Origin of the sequence: Mesorhizobium sp. SARCC-RB16n (assembly GCF_008520305.1) — a bacterium.
Lineage (GTDB): Bacteria > Pseudomonadota > Alphaproteobacteria > Rhizobiales > Rhizobiaceae > Mesorhizobium.
This window is the reverse complement of sequence record NZ_ML703263.1, coordinates 289,655-306,937: the sequence shown is the minus strand read 5'-3', so window position 1 is coordinate 306,937 and position 17,283 is coordinate 289,655. Positions and strand designations below refer to the sequence as shown.

Here is a 17,283-nt window from a genome sequence, read left to right as displayed (position 1 = left end):
CTATCCATGACTGAAGACCCTAACCATGACTGAAGATAAGGCGATCTGGCCTCCGATCGATCCGATTTCGGCCGGCCTGCACGGCCGTTGTCCGCGCTGCGGCGAAGGGCGGCTGTTTTCCGGCTTTCTCACCGTCGGCAAGCGCTGCGTCAATTGCGGCCTCGACTATTCCTACGCCGATGCCGGTGACGGGCCGGCTGTCTTCGTCATCCTGATCATCGGCTTTATCATCGTCGGCCTGGCGCTTTGGGTCGAAGTGACGTTGAGCCCGCCGCTCTGGCTGCATCTGCTGATATGGATCCCGCTGGCCCTGGTGCTGTGCCTGACGGCGCTCCGGTTGATCAAGGGCGTCCTGCTCACCCTGCAATACCGCAACAAAGCGGCCGAGGGCAGGCTGGACCGCGGCGAATGAGCGAAGCTTCCGTCAAAGCCGGCGGCCATTCGCGGCCGAGATCGGCTCTGTTGTTCGCCCTCGGCCTTGTGCTGTTCTTGATCCTGCTGGCACTCGGCACATGGCAGGTCCAGCGCCTGCACTGGAAGGAAGGCCTGCTGCAGACCATCGACCAGCGCACACATTCGGCGCCACTGCCGCTGGCCGAGGTCGAGAAGGAATTCGCCTCGACCGGCGACGTCGACTACACGCCGGTCACGGTCACCGGGACTTTCCTGCATTCCGGCGAACGGCATTTCTATGCGACCTGGGAAGGGGATGCCGGCTTCAACGTCTACACGCCGCTGGCCCTCGACGACGGCCGTTTCGTCCTGATCAACCGTGGCTTTGTGCCATACGACCTAAAGGACGCCGCCAAGCGCGCCAAGGGACAGGTAACGGGCAAGGTCACGGTCACCGGGCTTGCCCGCAACCCGCTGCCGGCAAAGCCGTCAATGATGCTTCCCGACAATGATGTGGGGAAGAACATCTTCTACTGGAAGGACCGCGACGTCATGGCCGGCAGCGCCGGCCTGCCGGCCGGCTTCAAGCTGGTGCCGATCTTCATCGATGCAGACAAGACGCCAAATCCCGGCGGCTTGCCGGTCGGGGGCGTCACCATCATCGACCTGCCGAACAGCCATCTGCAATATGCTGTGACCTGGTACGGGCTTGCCGCGGCGCTCGCTGCCGTACTCATCCTGCGGCTTCGCCGGCCCGCGAAAGAGGACTGAACACGAGCGATGCCCCCCTTTCTACCGAGACCCTTGACAGGGCAGGGGTGGGCACCTCATTTCGGCACTGACCAACCGGCAGGATTTGATGCTTCACACAATCGCCAAGCCTCCTCTGACGATCCGGCTCTGCCAGCCGCGCGGTTTTTGCGCGGGCGTGGACCGTGCCATCCAGATTGTCGTGCTGGCACTGAAGAAATATGGCGCGCCGGTCTATGTCCGCCACGAGATCGTGCACAACCGCTATGTCGTCGAGGGGCTGCAAAGCCTTGGCGCGGTCTTCATCGAGGAACTTTCCGAAATCCCGGCCGAACATCGGCAGTCGCCGGTCGTCTTCTCGGCGCACGGTGTGCCCAAGTCAGTGCCGGCGGACGCGCAGGCGCGCAACCTGTTCTATCTCGACGCAACCTGTCCGCTAGTCTCCAAGGTCCACAAACAGGCGATGCGGCATCAGCGGCTTGGGCGCCACGTTCTGCTGATCGGCCATGCCGGGCACCCCGAGGTGATCGGCACCATGGGGCAGTTGCCGGAAGGCGCAGTAACGCTGGTCGAGACCGAGACCGATGCCGCCCGGCTTATGCCCACTGACCCGAAGGCACTCGGCTTCGTCACCCAGACCACGCTGTCGGTCGAGGATACCGCCGGCATCATCCGCGCACTGCAGGAGCGCTTTCCGGACCTGCAGGCGCCGGCGGCGGAATCGATCTGCTACGCCACCACCAACCGCCAGGAAGCGGTCAAGGACACCGCCCCGGGTGCTGACCTCTATCTGATCGTCGGCGCTCCCAACTCCTCGAATTCGCGCCGCCTTGTCGAAGTAGCGGAGCGTGCCGGCGCCGCCATGTCGCTTCTCGTGCAGCGCGCCGCCGAAATTCCGTGGAATGACATCGGCGGCATTTCGACGCTCGGCCTGTCGGCGGGGGCATCGGCGCCGGAGATCATCGTCGACGAGATCATCGACGCGTTCCGCCAGCGTTTCGATGTGACCATCGACCTGGCCATCACGGCCACCGAAACAGAGGATTTTCCGGTCATGCGGGTATTGCGCGATGTCGAACTGACGCCGGCCGACATGGCCTTCGTCAACGGGGCCGCGTGAACGGCCATGGCGGTCTACACCGACGTTGCGGAGGGCGAACTCGGCGCTTTCCTGAAGCACTACCCGGTCGGCGATCTCCTGTCCTACAAGGGCATCGCCGAAGGCACCGAGAATTCGAACTTCCTGCTGCACACCTCCAGCGGCTCTTACATCCTGACGCTCTATGAAAAGCGGGTCGAGAAGGCGGACCTGCCGTTTTTCCTCGGGCTGATGGGCCATCTCGCCAACAAGGGGGTGTCCTGCCCGCTGCCGGTGACCGCGCATGACGGCAGCGTCATCGGCACGTTGGCTGGCCGGCCGGCCGTCATCATTACCTTTCTCGAAGGGCTTTCGCTGCGGCGACCGGCAGCGACGCATTGCGCCGAGGTTGGCAAGGCGCTGGCCGCGCTGCATCTGGCCGGCGCCGATTTTTCGATGAGGCGCCCGAATGCGCTCGCTCTCGACGGTTGGCGCAAGCTTTGGGACGCATCTCGCGACCGCGCTGACGAGGTCGAGCCGGGCCTTGCGGCCGAGGTCGATGCCGACTTCGCCGATTTCGAGCATAACTGGCCCAAGGGTCTCCCCGAGGGCATCATCCATGCCGATCTTTTCCCGGATAATGTCTTTTTCCTGGGCGAGAAGCTTTCGGGTCTTATCGATTTCTATTTCGCCTGCGACGATCTCTACGCCTACGACGTCGCCACCTGCCTCAACGCCTGGTCCTTCGAGAAGGATTTTTCCTTCAACCTCACCAAGGGCAAGGCTTTGCTTGCCGGTTATCAGAGCGTGCGCCCCCTGAGCGCGGAGGAGAAGGCGGCGCTGCCGATGCTGGCGCGCGGCTCGGCGCTGCGCTTCATGCTGACCCGGCTTTACGACTGGCTGACCGTCCCCGGTGGCGGGCTGGTCATGAAACGCGACCCGACCGAATACATCAGAAGGATGCGATTCCATCGCGCGATCAGATCTCCTTCGGAATATGGATTGGCCGAAGATGGGGCATCATGAGCAAGCAGGTTGAAATCTTTACCGACGGCGCCTGTTCCGGCAATCCCGGTCCCGGCGGCTGGGGCGCGATCCTGCGCTTCAACGGCACGACCAAGGAGCTTTCCGGCGGCGAGGCCGAGACGACCAACAACCGCATGGAGTTGCTGGCGGCCATTTCGGCGCTGAATGCGTTGAAGGAGCCTTGCACCGTCGAACTCCATACCGACAGCAAATACGTCATGGACGGCATTTCCAAATGGATCCACGGCTGGAAGAAGAACGGCTGGAAAACCGCCGACAAGAAGCCGGTCAAGAACGGCGAGCTCTGGCAGGCGCTGGACGAGGCCAACCGGCGCCACAAGGTCACCTGGAACTGGGTGAGGGGCCATGCCGGCCATACCGAGAACGAGCGTGCCGACGAACTGGCAAGAGAAGGCATGGCGCCGTTCAAGAAGGGGCCTTTCAGGCCGGCAGCGTCAGCGCCAAAGCCTGATGTCGAGGCTAAACAGCCGCTGGCCTCGAAGGCGCGCCGTTCGACCCAGAGCTATTGAGCTCCTGTTTCGCGGCGGCCGGCCGAAGGGTTTCTGTCATGCCGATCGCCTACTACATCACCCATCCTCAGGTTCAGATCGATGCCACCATTCCGGTACCGGATTGGGGCCTCTCCGACATCGGCTGCGCCAGGGCCCACGCAATGCTGAACCAGCCGTGGATCGCGTCGATCGGGCGTGTGGTGTCGTCAGGTGAACGCAAGGCCGTTGAAACCGCCGAGGTGCTCGGTCGGCATCTATACCTGACCGTGCAGGCGAGGGAGCGGATGCATGAGAACGACCGTTCGGCGACGGGTTTCCTGCCGCCTCTGGAGTTCGAGGCGGTCGCCGACCAGTTCTTCGCCAATCCGCACGAAAGCATTCGTGGCTGGGAGCGGGCCATCGACGCTCAGCAGCGCATCGTGAGCGAGGTCGCTGCCGGCGGCGCCGGAGATGTCGCCTTTGTCGGACATGGCGGTGTCGGTACGCTCCTGCTGCTGTCGCTCAGCGGGCGGGAGATCTGCCGCGACGCGGATCAGCCAGCGGGCGGTGGCAACTATTTCGCCTACGATATCGGCGCGCGCCGCATCATCCATGGATGGCGGCCGATCGACAGGCTGGAGCAGCCATGAACTCAGCGGATCAGCAGCGCCGTGCCCCAAAGCCCAAGCGCGAACATGGTGTGTGACACCAGGTTGAGGGCGCGGATCTGCATCGGGTTCGGCCGCTTTGAAGCGGCCCAGCCAGCGCCCATGCCTGGCGCCAGCAGGAACCAGCCGGCACCGACTGTGACGATGCCGAGGATGAAGGCCGGCAGGAAGGTCGGCGAGGTCAGCCAGCCTGCGCCGGCCAGCACCACCAGGATGATGCCGGAGACGATGCCGACGAAGTAATGGAAGGCCCAGCCCAGCGCTTTCTCGTGGGCGTAGGGCGCCGCATCGCCGATGTCGTCATGAAACACCTTGTCGCCGAGGTGCCAGACCCAGCGCCCGACCGGTCCCCAGTTCGGCCGTGGCTGGCCGAACGCCTTGTGCAGGAAGAAGGCCCAGATATCCATCAGGATGGTGGCGCCGACGCCGATCGCGATAGCGCGCCAGAAGATGTCGAACATCATTGGAATCCCCTTGGAGCCGGCAGTTCTGGAGCGCAGCCGCTTGTCAGGCGAGAGCAGCCGTTGCGGCCTCGCCTGACCGGCCGTCGAAGTTCAGAGCTGGCCGAGAATATGAGCTGCGCCGGACTCATCGACGCCGGGTTTGGTCTCGACGTTGAGCGCGATGACCTTGCCGTCGTCGACAATCATCGAAAACCGCTTCGAGCGCAGGCCCATGCCGCCACCGGAATGGTCCGCGTCGAGACCGACAGCTTTGGCGAAATCGCCATTGCCGTCGGCGAGGAACAGGATTTTGCCTTCGCCGCCAGTGAAGCGCGCCCAGGCTCCCATGACGTGGACGTCATTGACCGAAACGACGGCGATGGTGTCGACACCGCGCGCCAGGATCGCGTCATGGTTCTCGAGATAGCCGGGCAGATGGTTGTTGCTGCAGGTCGGCGTGAAGGCGCCAGGAACGCCGAACAGCACCACTTTCTTGCCCGGAAAAATCTCGGCCGACGTGATCGGCTTGGGGCCGTCGGCTGTCATGGTCTTGAAGGTCGCCTCGGGCAGCTTGTCGCCAACGGAGATGGTCATGAATTCCTCGCTTGGGGAATGGGAAGGACGCGTGCTTGCCTAGCGAACTCGGCGGGTTCCCGCAACCATCGCTGCAGCGGTATCAAGGGAAAGGCAACAGCCCTTCGACTGCGCCCGCCGAACTCGTCAGTGTGTAGTGGAGCCCGCCGTCCGTCGGCGTCGTCGAGGGGCGATCGAGGATCGGCACGGTGAAGATCAACTTGCCGTCCTTTTCCGCGCGGGAAGGGGTACCGAACATGTAATCGCGCTCGCCGGCGACGAAGAAATCCGCTGCCCGCGGATCGCCAGGGAAACTCGCCTCGACCACCAGCGTCTCGTGATCGCCCGGCAGCACCTTGACACCAAAGTCAGGCTTTGCCGCCGCGGGCAATGCCGTGAAACCCGCCTTTACCAATGCCGCGTCGTCGGCATTGTCGGGATCGGAAGCGGGGTCGACGCTCAGCCGTGTCTGCACGGGGATGCAGATGGTTTCACAAATGCCGAGAAAGATGTCGGCATTGATGACAGCCGGCTGGTTTGGCGTCGCCAGCGCGAACGTCACTGGCAGCGAAACCGGGTAGTTGTAGCCGGCCCATTTGCCATAGCCATCGTCGTGGCGCTGCGGCGCGGGAAAAGACAGTGCCGCATCGGCAATATTGGTGCTGGCCGATATGTCGAGCTGCGGCGGCACACCTGCGTCACCCGGGTCGCGCCAATAGGTCTTCCAGCCGGGTTTGAGCGCGATATCGAGAACACCCTGGATACGGCCGGCATCGTCCGGCTTGCCTGATGTCACCAGCCGCACCTTGCCGCCCTCGCTGTTGTACCAGGCGGATGACGAGGCGGTGGCGGGAAGGGCGGTTGCCAATCCGATGGCGGCGCCGAGCAACAGGATCTTCAAGCTTTGCATGGCGGTGATTTGGCCGTCCGTTCGTGGCCGCGCAATGATTTCATGGCCTTGCTGATATCATATTTGCGTGACCTTCGCGGGCAAGCCAAGACGGTCTAGCAATATGGGCTTTGGTCGAATCCGGTACGGCGCATCTTTTCGACGCCCGGGAAACACGGTACCCTGCCTGGCATGGATTTGTTGCGCCACAAGAAGACAGCCGCCGGCGGCGGCTTTCTCGACGATCAGTTCCTGATTGCCATGCCTGGCATGAAGGATGATCGTTTCACGCGCTCGGTCATCTACATCTGCGCCCACAGCGATGAAGGCGCGATGGGCCTGATCATCAACCAGACACAGCAGATGCTGTTTCCGGACCTTCTGGTGCAGCTCGGCATCATGAACGAGTTGGAGGCGATCCGCCTTCCGGCGCAGGCGCGCGATTTCGTAGTGCGCAATGGCGGGCCTGTCGACCGCAGCCGAGGCTTCGTCCTCCATTCGGGCGACTACCGCGTGGAATCCTCGCTCACCGTTTCCGATGACATCTGCCTGACAGCGACCGTCGACATATTGCGGGCGATATCGTCAGGACGCGGGCCGCGCCGCGCGCTGATGGCGCTCGGCTATTCCGGCTGGGGCGCGGGCCAACTGGAAACCGAGATCTCCGAGAACGGCTGGCTGACTTGCCCGGCGACGCCGGAATTGCTGTTCGACGCCGACATCGAGCGCAAATACGACCGGATTCTCGCCTCCATCGGCATCGATCTCGCCCATCTCAGCCTGGCTGCCGGCCACGCCTGAGATTCTACTCACGCCTGTGTCAGCGGATACTGTTCCTTCAGCGTCTTCAGCACCTGGTCGCCCGGCATCGGCGCGCCGAACATGAAGCTCTGCACATATTCGCAACCCATCTGGCGCAGTTCCAGCGCATCGCGCTCGTCCGATATGCCCTCGGCGACCACCGACAGGCCGAGCTCATGCGCCATGTTGACCATGGATTTGAGCAGCACCGCGCGCTTGGGCGTGCTGTCGTCGACGAAGCTCTTGTCGATCTTGATCGTATCGAACGGGAACCGCGTCAGATAGGCGAGCGATGAGTAGCCGGTGCCGAAATCGTCCAGCGAAAGGCCGATGCCGAGCTGTTTCAGCTTGGTCAGCACGTGGGCGGTCTGTTCGGGATTGTCCATGACCAGGGACTCGGTGAGTTCGAGCCGGAAGCAGCGCGGCTTCAGGTTGGCCCGTGCGATCACGGAACGCACATCGCTGACCAGGTCGCGGCGGATGAGCTGGCGGCTGGACAGGTTGACCGAGACCGACAGCGGCGCGTCGCCGATCTGCTTTTGCCATCCTGCGAGATCCTCGGCCGCCTGCTGCATGGCGAACAGCCCAAGCTGTACGATCAGTCCGCAGCTTTCGGCGACCGGGATGAAATCGGCCGGCGGGATCATGCCGCGGCGTGGATGGTCCCAGCGCAGCAACGCTTCGAAGCCGGCGACGCTGCCGTCCTCCAGGCGCACGATCGGCTGGTAGGCCAGCGTGAATTCGCGCCGCTCGATGGCGCGCCGCAGGTCGGATTCGAACTGCAGGCGGTCGGTGCCAACGGTGCGGAACGCAGGACGGAACGGCTCGATCCTGTCGCCGCCGAAGCGCTTGGCCTGATGCATGGCAAGCTCGGCGTCCTTGACCATGTCCTCGGCAGAGGTCTGCGCCGAGGTCCAGGTGATCAGGCCGATCGAGGCGGTCAGCACGATCTCGCGCTTCGCAAAGGTGATCGGGTTGTTGATCGCATGCTTGATGGCATCGGCCACGCCGGCGATGCGGGCGGGGTCCTGCTCGGACAGCAGCATCAGCGCGAACTGGTCGCCGGCGAAGCGCGACAGCGAATCCTTCGGCTTCAACAGCCGGTGCAGGCGGCGCGCTATGGTGAGCAGGATGGTGTCGCCGGCCGAGATGCCGAGCCCGTCATTGACCTGCTTGAAGCGGTCGATGTCGATGACGAAGACGGTCGGACGCACCTTCTCTTCGGTGCGGGCAATCGAAATGATCGCCTCCAGCCGGTTCATGAACAATTCGCGGTTCGGCAGGCCGGTCAGATTGTCGTGCACGGCGTCGTGCAGCAGCCGCTCCTCGGACTTCTTCTGTTCGGTGACGTCGACCATGGTGCCGACGCAGCGGATCACCTCGCCGTCCGACCCGATCACCGGACGGGCGCGCAGGGCAAACCAGTGATAGTGCCCGTCGGCGCCGCGCAGGCGGAAATTCTGTGCAACTCGGCCGCGGCGGTGTTCGAGCACCACGTCGAGCGTCGTGCGGAACGTATCGCGATCATCGGCATGCAGCACTGGCAGCCAGTTGCGTGCCGCGCCGCCCAGGCTGTTCGGTGCCAGGCCAAGTTGGATGCTGACATCGGGTTTGGTCACCACACGGTCGCGCAGCACGTCCCAGTCCCACACCGTGTCGCCCGATCCCGCGACGGCCAGCGCCTGCCGCTCGAGGTCGGAGAACAGCCCCTGATGCAGCGCACCGCCCGCAAAGGCGTGCTGCATGACGGTGAAGCCGATCAACAGGATGATCAGGATCAGCCCACCGCCAAGCGCCGGCTGGGCGATGTCGTTGTCGAGCATGCCGGTGATCGCCATCCACGACCCGCACAGCCACAGCAGTACCATCACCCAACTGGGCACCAGCATGATCGCTCGGTCGTAACCACGAATGCCGAGGAAGATGATCAGCCCGAGCCCGGTCAGCGCCGTGGCGGCAAACGAGATGCGGGCGATGCCGGCGGCGACCGCCGGATCGACGATGGCGACGCCGGCGATCAGCAGCAGGCCCAGGATCCAGACAAGGGCGCCATAGCTGAAGTGGCCGTGCCATCGGTTGAGGTTGAGATAGGCGAACAGGAAGACCACGAAGGTCGCCGCCAGTGCCACCTCCGTTCCGGCCCGCCACATCTGCTCGTTGCCGGGCGAAATCTCGATGACCTTGTTTAGGAAGCCGAAATCGACGCAGATATAGGCAAGCACCGCCCAGGCAAGGGCTGCCGTCGCCGGGAACATCGACGTTCCCTTGACGACGAACAGGATGGTCAGGAACAGCGCCAGAAGGCCTGCGATGCCGATGACGATGCCGCGAAACAGCGTGTAGGAATTGACCGAATCCTTGTAGGATTCCGGATCCCAGAGGTAGACCTGCGGCAGCTTCGGCGAGGCGAGTTCGGCGATGAAGGTGATCACCGTGCCGGGGTTCAGCGTCACCCGGAACACGTCGGCGTCGGGGCTGGTCTGACGGTCGAGCGCGAAGCCTTCGCTGGGTGTGATGGCGGCGATGCGCGTCGAGCCCAGATCCGGCCAGAAGATGCCGGAATTCACCAGCCGGAAATGCGGCGCGACGATCAACCTGTCGAGCTGCTGGTCGGTGGTGTTGGCGAGCGCGAAGACCGCCCAGTCGCCGGTCGAGCGGGCGTCGTTGGCCTCGACCTCGATGCGTCGCACGATGCCGTCCGGCCCGGGCGCGGTCGACACCTGGAAGTTCTCACCCTGGTTGCGGTAGATCTCGACGGCGCGCGACAGGTCGAGCGCGACATCGTCGCGCGCAATCTTGATGGGCTCCACGGCAAAGGCCGACGAAGCCGCGCACAGCGTCAGCATCGTCGCCAGCAGAAAGGCGAACAGCGGCCCTTTTCGCAGGAAATTCGTCAAAAATCAGTCCTTCGTTCCAGCGCCCGGCGGATCGTCGGCGATCCGGGCGTAGAGGTAGTGGTCCTGCCAGATGCCGTTGATCCTGAGATAGGATCGCAGAAGTCCTTCGCGCCGGAATCCGGCTTTTTCAAGCACGCGGATCGACCTGATATTGTCGGGAATACAGGCGGCTTCGATCCGGTGCAACCTCAGCGTATCGAAGGCGAAGCGGGCCACCACCTTGACCGCGTCGGTCATCAGGCCGCGGCCGCCGAAGCGCTCGCCGATCCAGTAGCCGACATGGCCGCTTTGCGAGACGCCGTGGCGTATGTTGCCGAGCGTAATGCCGCCGGCCAGCTTGCCGCTCGACTTCTCAAAGATGAAGAAGGCGATCGCTGTTCCCTGTGCGTAGTCCTCGCGGTAGCGGCTGATGCGCAGGCGCCATGCCGTGCGGTCGAGTTCGTCCGGGGTCCAGCGTGGCTCCCAGGGCTCCAGGAACGCCCGGCTTTCGCCGCGCACCGCCGACCACTCGCGGTAGTCGTTGGTGAACGGCACGCGCAGCGTGACGAGGTTGCCCTTCAGTGCCGGCAGGTCACGGCGAAAGAAAGGGAGCGCGAACACGGCGCTTGGGACTTAAACGGCGAGTCTGCGGGCCGTGGTCTGTGTGCCAGGAAGCGAATCGAGGATCGCCTCGTATGGTGCCAGCGTACCCACGGGCCCGACAGCGGTAAGCGTCGGCTTGGTCGAAAACATCCGCGACGACAGATCGGTCAAGCGCTCGACCGTCAGTGCCGCCAGCCGCTCCATCAGCTCTTCCTTTGCGATCGGACGGCCGAAAAGGAGCAGTTGCCGGGCGATCTGCGAGGCGCGGCTGGCCGGGCTTTCGGCGGACATGATCAGCCCGGCGCGATACTGGGCGCGTGCACGGTCGAGTTCCTCCTGCAGAATGTTTTCGCCGGCCTTCTGCAACTCGTCGACGATGACGGGCACCAGTTTGGCGATGTCGCTCTGCCCCGTGGCGGCATGGACGCCGAATATGCCCGTGTCGGAAAAGCCCCAGTGGAAGGCATAGACCGAATAGCAGAGGCCGCGTTTCTCGCGGACTTCCTGGAACAGGCGCGATGACATGCCGCCGCCGAGGATCATCGACAGCACCTGCGAGGCGTAGAAATCGCGCACATGGTAAGCGCGGCCCTCGAAGCCCAGCACGATCTGCGCGTCCATCAGGTCGCGGTCCTCGCGGAAATCGCCGCCGACATATTGCGCGTATTGCGGAATGGTGCTGTCGGCCTTGCTGCGGAAGCCGCCAAGCCGGTTTTCGACCTCGCGCACGAACTTGTCGTGCTTGATGTCGCCGGCGGCCACGATCACCATCCGCTCGGCGCCGTATTGGCGTTCGATGAAATCGTGCAACTGCTTGGAGGTGAAGGATTTTACGGTTTCGGGCGTGCCCAGGATCGAGCGCCCGATGGTCTGGTGGCGGAAGGCCGTCTCGGTGAATCGGTCGAAGACGATGTCGTCGGGCGTGTCGTGCGCGGCGCCGATCTCCTGCAGGATGACGTGCTGCTCGCGCTCGAGTTCCTGCGGGTCGAATTCGGACTCCTGCAGGATGTCGGACAGGATGTCGACGGCCAGCGGCACATCGTCGGAGAGCACCCTGGCGTAGTAGGATGTGGTCTCGACACTGGTGGCGGCATTGATCTCGCCGCCGACGTCCTCGATTTCCGAGGCGATCTCGAAGGCGCTTCGCCGCTTCGTCCCCTTGAACGCCATGTGCTCGAGCAGATGGGCCATGCCATGCTCTTCTTCGCGTTCATTGCGGGCACCCGACTTGACCCAGGCACCCAAGGCAACCGATTCGATACTTGGAAGGGTTTCGGTGGCGACTGTCAGGCCGTTCGACAGACGGCTTACCTCAACACCCATATGGCTTGTACTCCCTAACGCGCCGCCCGCGCGCGGCGGCTGACATAATCTTCCACCATTTTGAGGTCGGATGGAAGTACCGTGTATTTTTCCTCAAATGTCATCAATCCCCCTAGCCATGCGGGCAGGGCGGGCGAGACGCCGCTGGCGGCCGCGACGGCGGCCGGGAATTTCGCCGGATGGGCGGTGCCCAGCACCACCATCGGGACCGCGCCAGCCTTGCCCGCCGCCACATGCATGGCTGCCGCCGTATGCGGATCGAGCAGGTAGTTGCTGTTTGTCAGCGTCGAGCGGATGGTATCGGCGACCTCCTCCATATCGGCACGGCCGGCGTCGAATTCGGACCGCATCCCGGCAATTTCCTGGGCTTCGATGGTAAAGGCGCCCGATTGCTTCAGGCCTGCCATGTAGCGCCGCACCGTTGCCGCGTTGCGGTTGGACGCCTCGAACAGCAGGCGTTCGAAATTCGACGACACCTGGATGTCCATCGACGGCGAGGTGGTCGCAAAAACGCCCTTGGTGCGGTACTCGCCGGTCGCGAAGGTGCGTGCCAATATGTCGTTGTCGTTGGTGGCGATGACCAGCCGTTCGATCGGCAGGCCCATCTTCTTGGCGGCATAGCCGGCGAAGATATCGCCGAAATTGCCTGTCGGCACCGTGAACGACACCGGCCTGTCCGGCGCGCCGAGCGACAATGCCGAGGAGAAATAATAGACGATCTGGGCCATGATGCGCGCCCAGTTGATCGAATTGACCCCCGACAGCGACACCCGGTCGCGAAAGCCGTGATCGTTGAACATGTCCTTCAGCAGGCCCTGACAGTCGTCGAAATTGCCCTCGATTGCCAGCGCATGGACATTTCCAGCCTTCGACGTCGTCATTTGCCGCTGCTGCACCGGCGAGACGCGGCCATGCGGAAAAAGGATGAAGATGTCGGTGCGGCTGCGCCCGGCAAAGGCATCGATGGCCGCCCCACCGGTATCGCCCGATGTGGCGCCGACGATGGTCGCATGCTGGCCGCGTTCGGCAAGCACATGGTCCATCAGCCGGGCAAGCAACTGCATCGCCACGTCCTTGAACGCCAGCGTCGGCCCATGAAAGAGTTCGAGGACAAAAGTGTTGGCGCCGGTCTGCACCAGCGGACAGACAGCCTCATGGCGGAAGGTGGCATAGGCTTCGCGGACGAGGCGCTCGAAGACCGGTGCGGCGATCTCGCCGCCGAGGAACGGCGTCAGCACGCGGATGGCGAGGTCCGGATAGGCAAGGCCGCGCATGGCGCGGATGTCGGCGGCCGAGAAGTGCGGCCATTCGCGCGGCACATAGAGCCCGCCATCGCGCGCCAGGCCAGCCAGGATGGCGTCGGAAAATCCAAGCGCGGGCGCTTCCCCGCGGGTACTCACATAGTGCATGTCACAGATCCGTTTGCCGCCTGGTTTTTCCGTTCACCACAAGGTGGTTAATTTCTGCACCGGCTCTAGTCGCATTTTTGCCGCGCGGTTGATATACGTCACCAGCTTTGCGAGAGGGAAGTGCAGTTTCATGGCGTTTCGTATATCAAGTGGTCGCTTTTTGGCGGGTCTTGCGCTCACGGGCTTTATGCTTGCCGCCGCCGGCTGCCAATCCGGCGACAATGGCATCCTGAACCTCGGTTTCGGCAAGAAGGACCCGACGGCGCCACCGCCGCCGCAGGATCCCAAGGTGCTGGCCAGCCAGCTGAACGCCTATTGCCCAAGGGTGACGGTGCGCGATGGCACGGCCTTCTTCAACACCTATGTCAATGAGGTCCAGAAGCCCAAGCCGAAGCTCAAGAAGACCGGCGACGCCGCTGCGGATGCCGCGGCCCAGGCCGCGGCTGACGCCGCCGCTGCTACGCCGCCCGACGATTCGGCGAGGATCATTTATCAGGCATCGATCAGCGACGTGACCCGCGATTGCAGCCGTGCCGATGGACGGCTGACGATGAAGATCGCGGTTGCCGGCAAGATCGTACCAGGGCCGAAGTTCACGCCGGGCACCATCACCATGCCGATCCGCACGGCGGTCATGCATGGTACCGACGTACTTTATTCGCAGATCCACCAGTATCAGGTTCAGGTGACCGATCCCTCGGTCGCGACCCAGTTTGTCTTCACCGATTCCAATATCGTCGTACCGGCCCCAACGGCCGCGGACTATCAGGCCTATGCCGGCTATGACGAAACCGCGCCCAAGGCGACGACCGACAAGCCGAAGCGCAAGAAAAAGAAAGCCGCGGCAGCGAACTGAACCAAGTCCAGACGACTGGCGGCAAGTTTGCCGAAGGCGCATCGTCACAAAGGCCCCACGCAGTCCGTCCGGCTATTCGGGCAGTCCTGCGCGCCGTAGTGCGCTACCAAGAGCCTCGGCGAGCGCGGGCGCGCAGTTCACGCCTGCGAACTGGCGGCTGTAGCGAAAGCCAGGCTGAAGCTCGAGCACGCGAGCTGCGGCCACCCTCGCTTCATCCAATCGGCCAAGGTTGGCCAGCGCGGCGGCCAATTGAACATAGGTGATGCTGTGCGCCGGGTTGGCTTGAACGGACTTGTAGGCCGCACGGCAAGCTTCTTCGTAACGGCCGCGCAACAAATGGCTCATTGCTTGAGCATCAAAAGCCGCCCAAGTCCACGAATCGAACGGGCTTAGCCGCATACCTTGCTCGCTCCATTCAATCGCGCGCTCAGCTTCGCCGCTCCATCCGAGGATGACGCTGCCAAGAATGTAGGTCAGCGCCGATGACGGGCTGATGGCGAGCGCGGCTTCCAAAGCAGTAAATGCAGCGGCGCGATCATGCGCATCCATTCCGATGGAAAAGCCGGCCCAAGTCAGCGCGAGCGCATCGTCCTGGCCATTGACAATGGCAGACCGGGCGTGACGGATCGAAGACGCACGGTTGATCTCCTGCAACCCGGCGCGAAGAAACAGGCAATGGTGGCACATCGCGGCATTGCCATGCGCCAGCGCATAAGTCGGCTCGAGTGCGATAGCACGGTCAAGAAGCGGCAGCGCTCTGGTCACTTGCCTCGGCATGCCTGAATCGACGTCAGGCTGGGCTTGCAGCACGAGATCGTAGGCGTCGAGACTGTCGGGCCGTTTCCGCCTGACACGTTCGATTTCGGCTTTCCGCACGCTCGGCGCAATTGCGCCCACTGCCGACAGCGCGATCTCGTCTTGAAGCGCAAAGATGTCTTCGGAACTGCGGTCGTAGCGCTCGGCCCATACATGTGCACCGGTCGATGCATCGATCATCTGCCCGGTAACACGCACATTGCCGCCGGCCTTGCGCACACTGCCTTCGAGGACATAGCGAACGCCGAGCTCTCGACCGACCTGCTTCACGTCCGCGACGCGACCCTTGTAGGTGAAGGTCGAGTTTCGTGCGATGACGAACAACCACTCGATGCGCGCTAGGCCTGTGATGATGTCGTCCACCATTCCATCGGCAAAGTACTCCTGCTGCGGATCGTCGCTCAAGTTGGAGAACGGCAGGACCGCGATGGAAGGTTTCTCAGGCAAGGTCGGCGCCGACGCGGCGCGGACGGCGGCCGAGGCATCAGGAACATTCCTGGTGACAGCCGGTCCGACATAGCGATAGCCGCGGCGCGGCAATGTTTCGATCCAGCTCTCGACATTCGCTGTGTCAGCCAGGACGCGGCGCAAGGCTGCGATCTGCACCGTCAAGTTGTTATCGGCAATCGCCAATCCGCCCCAGCCGGCCTCGATCAGCGCATCCTTGGATACGGGAACGCCCGCATTCTGGATCAGCAGGCGCAGCAGGGCGACGGCGCGTTGCCCAAGTATGGTCGGCTTACCCCTGCAAAAGAGAATGCCCACCTCCGGATCGAGGCGGAACGGGCCGAACTGGTAGAGGTCGCCCCTTACGGTCATCAGAGTCTTTTAGCAAATTTTTGGGAACGGATTCACGACTTTCCGCCACGAACGGCCGATGTTGGACAAATGCTTGTTAGAAGCATGCGCCCCAGCCAAAGGAGGGTCATATGAGCGCCAATGCCTTCATCCGCAGGCCCGATGAGAAGAAGGGCGTCATGCTGCGAGGTCATCCCATGGCTTTCCTCGTAACCCGCGAGAATACCAGGCACACCAGCATGTTCGATTGGACGATCCCGCCGCAGTTCGCCACCGGGCGGCATGTGCACCGGGTGCAGGAGGAGACTTTCTACCTGCTAGACGGCGAGTGTGAGTGGCATTTCGGCGACGAGACGGTCCGCGCGACGCCTGGAACCTTTCTGTTCATCCCGCCGGGGGTGCCGCACAACATCACCAATGTCAGCGAGAAACCGGCTCGCGTGCTGATGACCGTTTCTCCGCCTGGCCATGAGCATTATTTCGAAGAGCTCGCCAGACTTGCGGCGCAGGGGGCGCCGGATCCAAAAGCGCTCGCCGATCTACGAAATCGCTACGACACCGACCAGCTCTCGACTTTGACGACGCGCACGTAGGCTCGTCACCAGACTTCGATCGCCGCTCCCGGCTTTTCTGAGTTCGGACCTTTCTTCCGCGAGCCGCCGGACACGCTTTCGAGAACGACACCGGCTGAGCGATGGTCGGATGCGCTGGAAAATCTTCGCGAGCAGAGTTTCCAGCGAGCCGCCCTAAGCGTCTTCCGACCACTCCGACAGCGCCGCTATCACGCTTTTCAATTCCACCCAGCGGCGGATCACCGTTTCGGCGCCGGCCTCCGTCAGGACATCGGCATGGCCGGGATAGCTGTGGCTGGCGCCCGTAAAACCGATCACGCGCATGCCGGCGGCCTTGGCGCCGGTGACGCCATGCACGGAATCCTCGATGACGAAGGTGTTCGCCGGGTTGGCGCCGAGCTTTTCGGCGGCGTGCAGGAACACGTCCGGAGCCGGTTTGGTCTTTCCGGTCGGCGTCTCCATCGCCGAGAAGATGCGCCCGGCGAAGAATGGCAGCAGATGCACCTTCTCCAGCATGAACTCGATCCGCTCCGAACGTGAGTTGGAGCAGATGCAGCGCTGTGCCGTGACCGAGGCGACCGCTTCGCGCACGCCTTCGATCGCACGAACGTCGTTGCGCAGTTTACGGTCGACCAATTCCTCGGCGCGATCGATCAGCGACACCTGGAACGGGATTTTGGACTTCTCCTCGATCCGGATCAGGATGTCCTTGAAGGTCAGGCCGGCATAGGTCTCGGCAATTTCCTCCGCCGAGACTTCATATCCGGCCAGAGTGATCAATTCGGCCTCGACCCGCGCCGCGATAATTTCGGAATCGACGAGCACGCCGTCGCAATCAAAGATGACAAGGTCTGGCTGGGGCATGGTGATCCGGACGATGGGGGATGAAGGGATGGCCACTCGGGGCTCGAGCGGCGC

The 17,283-nt window shown here is 63.2% G+C and carries 18 protein-coding genes; 9 read left to right on the top strand and 9 right to left on the bottom strand.

The window, feature by feature from the left end:
* Positions 1 to 25: 25 nt before the first annotated feature.
* From C7I87_RS10040 to C7I87_RS10015, 6 genes are all read left to right on the top strand, one after another.
* Entirely contained in the window at positions 26 to 412 is a 387-nt protein-coding gene (locus C7I87_RS10040; protein WP_149904043.1) for a DUF983 domain-containing protein, read from the top strand.
* Positions 409 to 1,164, top strand: coding sequence for an SURF1 family protein (locus tag C7I87_RS10035; protein ID WP_188393792.1), 756 nt, complete (start codon positions 409 to 411; stop codon positions 1,162 to 1,164). The genes C7I87_RS10040 and C7I87_RS10035 overlap by 4 nt, the downstream gene beginning before the upstream one ends.
* Before the next feature lie 88 nt (positions 1,165 to 1,252).
* Positions 1,253 to 2,263, top strand: a complete 1,011-nt coding sequence (gene ispH / locus C7I87_RS10030; protein ID WP_149904042.1) for a 4-hydroxy-3-methylbut-2-enyl diphosphate reductase — start codon at positions 1,253 to 1,255, stop codon at positions 2,261 to 2,263.
* A 6-nt stretch (positions 2,264 to 2,269) separates the two neighbouring features.
* Positions 2,270 to 3,247, top strand: coding sequence for a homoserine kinase (locus C7I87_RS10025; RefSeq protein ID WP_149904041.1), 978 nt, complete (start codon positions 2,270 to 2,272; stop codon positions 3,245 to 3,247).
* On the top strand, positions 3,244 to 3,777 hold the full coding sequence (gene rnhA / locus C7I87_RS10020) for a ribonuclease HI (RefSeq protein ID WP_149904040.1): 534 nt from the start codon (positions 3,244 to 3,246) through the stop codon (positions 3,775 to 3,777). Before C7I87_RS10025 ends, rnhA begins: the two co-directional genes overlap by 4 nt.
* A gap of 38 nt (positions 3,778 to 3,815) precedes the next feature.
* Positions 3,816 to 4,388 (top strand): histidine phosphatase family protein, encoded by a 573-nt coding sequence (locus tag C7I87_RS10015; RefSeq protein WP_149904039.1) that lies wholly within the window; start codon positions 3,816 to 3,818, stop codon positions 4,386 to 4,388.
* A gap of 2 nt (positions 4,389 to 4,390) precedes the next feature.
* Here C7I87_RS10015 and C7I87_RS10010 read toward each other — a convergent pair whose 3' ends face one another.
* The 3 genes from C7I87_RS10010 to C7I87_RS10000 all read right to left on the bottom strand — a co-directional run bounded on the left by C7I87_RS10010 (position 4,391) and on the right by C7I87_RS10000 (position 6,332).
* Positions 4,391 to 4,867: a DUF2938 domain-containing protein gene (locus C7I87_RS10010; protein ID WP_149904206.1), complete on the bottom strand. Its 477-nt coding sequence runs from the start codon at positions 4,865 to 4,867 to the stop codon at positions 4,391 to 4,393.
* A 93-nt stretch (positions 4,868 to 4,960) separates the two neighbouring features.
* A complete protein-coding gene (locus C7I87_RS10005) occupies positions 4,961 to 5,443 on the bottom strand; it encodes a peroxiredoxin (protein WP_149904038.1) in 483 nt (160 codons plus the stop codon).
* Positions 5,444 to 5,525: 82 nt separating this feature from the next.
* Entirely contained in the window at positions 5,526 to 6,332 is an 807-nt protein-coding gene (locus tag C7I87_RS10000) for a protein-disulfide reductase DsbD domain-containing protein (RefSeq protein ID WP_149904037.1), read from the bottom strand.
* 171 nt (positions 6,333 to 6,503) lie between these two features.
* Here C7I87_RS10000 and C7I87_RS09995 point away from each other — a divergent pair, with 171 nt between their 5' ends.
* The gene (locus C7I87_RS09995; RefSeq protein ID WP_149904036.1) at positions 6,504 to 7,112 is read left to right on the top strand and encodes a YqgE/AlgH family protein; all 609 of its coding nucleotides are present in this window, start codon (positions 6,504 to 6,506) and stop codon (positions 7,110 to 7,112) included.
* An 8-nt stretch (positions 7,113 to 7,120) separates the two neighbouring features.
* Here C7I87_RS09995 and C7I87_RS09990 read toward each other — a convergent pair whose 3' ends face one another.
* From C7I87_RS09990 to thrC, 4 genes are read right to left on the bottom strand one after another with little or no spacing between them, the layout of a single operon-like run.
* Positions 7,121 to 10,009 carry an EAL domain-containing protein gene (locus C7I87_RS09990; RefSeq protein WP_149904035.1) on the bottom strand — a complete coding sequence of 963 codons (2,889 nt, stop codon included), beginning with the start codon at positions 10,007 to 10,009 and terminating at the stop codon, positions 7,121 to 7,123.
* A 3-nt stretch (positions 10,010 to 10,012) separates the two neighbouring features.
* Positions 10,013 to 10,609 carry a GNAT family N-acetyltransferase gene (locus tag C7I87_RS09985; RefSeq protein WP_140661409.1) on the bottom strand — a complete coding sequence of 199 codons (597 nt, stop codon included), beginning with the start codon at positions 10,607 to 10,609 and terminating at the stop codon, positions 10,013 to 10,015.
* Between the two features lie 12 nt (positions 10,610 to 10,621).
* Positions 10,622 to 11,914 carry a M16 family metallopeptidase gene (locus C7I87_RS09980; RefSeq protein WP_149904034.1) on the bottom strand — a complete coding sequence of 431 codons (1,293 nt, stop codon included), beginning with the start codon at positions 11,912 to 11,914 and terminating at the stop codon, positions 10,622 to 10,624.
* A 14-nt stretch (positions 11,915 to 11,928) separates the two neighbouring features.
* A complete protein-coding gene (thrC, locus tag C7I87_RS09975; protein WP_149904033.1) occupies positions 11,929 to 13,323 on the bottom strand; it encodes a threonine synthase in 1,395 nt (464 codons plus the stop codon).
* 130 nt (positions 13,324 to 13,453) lie between these two features.
* Here thrC and C7I87_RS09970 point away from each other — a divergent pair, with 130 nt between their 5' ends.
* Entirely contained in the window at positions 13,454 to 14,179 is a 726-nt protein-coding gene (locus tag C7I87_RS09970; protein ID WP_149904032.1) for a hypothetical protein, read from the top strand.
* Positions 14,180 to 14,251: 72 nt separating this feature from the next.
* On the opposite strand, the gene C7I87_RS09965 is transcribed toward C7I87_RS09970, so the two are convergent.
* On the bottom strand, positions 14,252 to 15,814 hold the full coding sequence (locus C7I87_RS09965) for a winged helix-turn-helix domain-containing tetratricopeptide repeat protein (protein ID WP_149904031.1): 1,563 nt from the start codon (positions 15,812 to 15,814) through the stop codon (positions 14,252 to 14,254).
* Between the two features lie 110 nt (positions 15,815 to 15,924).
* On the opposite strand from C7I87_RS09965, the gene C7I87_RS09960 reads away from it, so the two are divergent.
* Entirely contained in the window at positions 15,925 to 16,386 is a 462-nt protein-coding gene (locus tag C7I87_RS09960) for a cupin domain-containing protein (protein ID WP_149904030.1), read from the top strand.
* 153 nt (positions 16,387 to 16,539) lie between these two features.
* On the opposite strand, the gene C7I87_RS09955 is transcribed toward C7I87_RS09960, so the two are convergent.
* Complete coding sequence (locus C7I87_RS09955; RefSeq protein ID WP_149904029.1) at positions 16,540 to 17,229, bottom strand: HAD family hydrolase; 690 nt, start codon at positions 17,227 to 17,229, stop codon at positions 16,540 to 16,542.
* Positions 17,230 to 17,283: the final 54 nt, after the last annotated feature.

Coding starts and splice junctions, on each gene's coding strand:
- C7I87_RS09965 (WP_149904031.1), bottom strand. CDS start 15,814: ATGACCGTAAGGGGCGACCTCTACCAGTTCGGCCCGTTCCGCCTCGAT.
- C7I87_RS10010 (WP_149904206.1), bottom strand. CDS start 4,867: ATGTTCGACATCTTCTGGCGCGCTATCGCGATCGGCGTCGGCGCCACC.
- ispH (WP_149904042.1), top strand. CDS start 1,253: ATGCTTCACACAATCGCCAAGCCTCCTCTGACGATCCGGCTCTGCCAG.
- C7I87_RS10025 (WP_149904041.1), top strand. CDS start 2,270: ATGGCGGTCTACACCGACGTTGCGGAGGGCGAACTCGGCGCTTTCCTG.
- C7I87_RS09970 (WP_149904032.1), top strand. CDS start 13,454: ATGGCGTTTCGTATATCAAGTGGTCGCTTTTTGGCGGGTCTTGCGCTC.
- thrC (WP_149904033.1), bottom strand. CDS start 13,323: ATGCACTATGTGAGTACCCGCGGGGAAGCGCCCGCGCTTGGATTTTCC.
- C7I87_RS10040 (WP_149904043.1), top strand. CDS start 26: ATGACTGAAGATAAGGCGATCTGGCCTCCGATCGATCCGATTTCGGCC.
- C7I87_RS09960 (WP_149904030.1), top strand. CDS start 15,925: ATGAGCGCCAATGCCTTCATCCGCAGGCCCGATGAGAAGAAGGGCGTC.
- C7I87_RS10035 (WP_188393792.1), top strand. CDS start 409: ATGAGCGAAGCTTCCGTCAAAGCCGGCGGCCATTCGCGGCCGAGATCG.
- C7I87_RS09995 (WP_149904036.1), top strand. CDS start 6,504: ATGGATTTGTTGCGCCACAAGAAGACAGCCGCCGGCGGCGGCTTTCTC.
- C7I87_RS10000 (WP_149904037.1), bottom strand. CDS start 6,332: ATGCAAAGCTTGAAGATCCTGTTGCTCGGCGCCGCCATCGGATTGGCA.
- C7I87_RS10005 (WP_149904038.1), bottom strand. CDS start 5,443: ATGACCATCTCCGTTGGCGACAAGCTGCCCGAGGCGACCTTCAAGACC.
- C7I87_RS09955 (WP_149904029.1), bottom strand. CDS start 17,229: ATGCCCCAGCCAGACCTTGTCATCTTTGATTGCGACGGCGTGCTCGTC.
- C7I87_RS09980 (WP_149904034.1), bottom strand. CDS start 11,914: ATGGGTGTTGAGGTAAGCCGTCTGTCGAACGGCCTGACAGTCGCCACC.
- rnhA (WP_149904040.1), top strand. CDS start 3,244: ATGAGCAAGCAGGTTGAAATCTTTACCGACGGCGCCTGTTCCGGCAAT.
- C7I87_RS10015 (WP_149904039.1), top strand. CDS start 3,816: ATGCCGATCGCCTACTACATCACCCATCCTCAGGTTCAGATCGATGCC.